Source organism: Bradyrhizobium sp. P2_E8, from assembly GCF_056403875.1.
In genome coordinates, this window is record NZ_JBFUES010001450.1 from 1 (window position 1) to 1,339 (window position 1,339).

The 1,339-nt window shown below is 64.4% G+C and carries 3 protein-coding genes; 1 reads left to right on the top strand and 2 read right to left on the bottom strand.

Translation table 11 applies throughout. The features are described from left to right. Nucleotides 1-86: 86 nt before the first annotated feature. Complete coding sequence (locus tag AC1D00_RS41310; protein ID WP_236842158.1) at nucleotides 87-635, bottom strand: hypothetical protein; 549 nt, start codon at nucleotides 633-635, stop codon at nucleotides 87-89. A gap of 183 nt (nucleotides 636-818) precedes the next feature. Between AC1D00_RS41310 and AC1D00_RS41315 the strand changes: the two genes are divergently transcribed. Then, nucleotides 819-941, top strand: a complete 123-nt coding sequence (locus AC1D00_RS41315; RefSeq protein ID WP_271576819.1) for a hypothetical protein — start codon at nucleotides 819-821, stop codon at nucleotides 939-941. Nucleotides 942-951: 10 nt separating this feature from the next. On the opposite strand, the gene AC1D00_RS41320 is transcribed toward AC1D00_RS41315, so the two are convergent. Continuing rightward, on the bottom strand, nucleotides 952-1,230 hold the full coding sequence (locus AC1D00_RS41320; RefSeq protein ID WP_135174885.1) for a DUF1488 family protein: 279 nt from the start codon (nucleotides 1,228-1,230) through the stop codon (nucleotides 952-954). Nucleotides 1,231-1,339: the final 109 nt, after the last annotated feature.

A 1,339-nucleotide genomic window follows, 5' to 3' on the forward strand; every position in this document is an offset into this window, starting at 1 on the left:
AGCAGGGAGAGGTGGCCTAGTTCTCAACTCGCTCCGAACGTCAGATTATGCAGACAAGGTCTTGAGCTGCGCAGCGTGCCGGGGCTTCAAGCCGCCGTGCTGCGCGGGCTCTCGGCGGTGTCCTTCTTGTCCGTCTCCCTGTCGCGGGACAGCCACGCCGGAAAACGAAGCAGGCGCTCGTTGGTGTCCTTTGGCAGCTCGATGGGCGGCGCTTCAATGGCCGAACTCGGCAGGTCCAGCGCTGCCTGTCCGGTTCGCACCGCATCCGCGCGCTGATCCAGTTCGCGGAGCAGGGGATCGAGCACGCTGTCGATCTCGGTCGCCACCGACACCAGGAAACTATTGAGCTCGCGCGCCTCGGGCACAACCGCCGCAGCCTGCTCGATCGCCCTCGAGAGACCATCGACGACAGGCGCAAACGCGCCGGCGGCTTGCTTGATTCGCGTCTTGATCGCTTCGACCTCGCTCAAGACGCGCTCACGCTCACGCCTTTTCTTTTCCTCCGAAAGACGGGCTTCGATTTCGGCGATCTGGGCCGTCAGGGTCGTGGCTTCGGATGCAAGCGCATCTCGTCTTCCGCGCGCGCGATCGAGATCGCGGCTGAGATTGTCCACTAAGTCGTCCTTTCCGAACATGGCTTTGCTCCGTGGGACAGGCGCTTTGCCCTGTAGGACGGCCTTGGCGCGAACCGCCAGCCTCGCCACCGACCGGATGGCCGGATCGGCCGAAACAGGCATCAACCTCGGTCGCGTCACATGGGCCGACATGGTGATCCCCCATCGTCAACATTAGGCAACCGCATGGTTAACAGACGGTTAATGTCAACAGACGATGCGGCCATGGGGCGTGACGGCACCGGCAACGAGATCCCGAAGAACATCTCCAACGTCCTGAAGCTCCATCGCTGCCTGCGCAAGACGGACAAGTCGCAGCCGCGGTAGCCCGCCTCCCCTACCCCCGAAAATCAATGCTCCGCAGCACGATCCCTGGCGGCGTCCCCTCGAACTCCGTCGCCCTGTACTTGCTCGCCGCTTGCGCCTCGATCCGCTCGCGCAGGCGGGTGAACTGGGCTTCGCGCTGCTCGGGCCTCGCCTGCGGGCCGCGCTCGAGATAGTCCATCGCGGAGGTCGAGATCGCGCAGGCGATCTCCTTCGATCCGTCCTGCATCAGGAACTGGACGATGCCCCGGTCCTGTTCGTAGCCGACGAAGCGGCTGCTCGTGAGTGTCATGGCTTACTCCCTTGCGCGATTGCACCGTGGCGCGATTTGGCGCCTGGCTTCGACGCCGCCGCGGCCCGTGAATTCCTCTCGTTGCCCGGCCTGGTGCGCAATTGCGCAC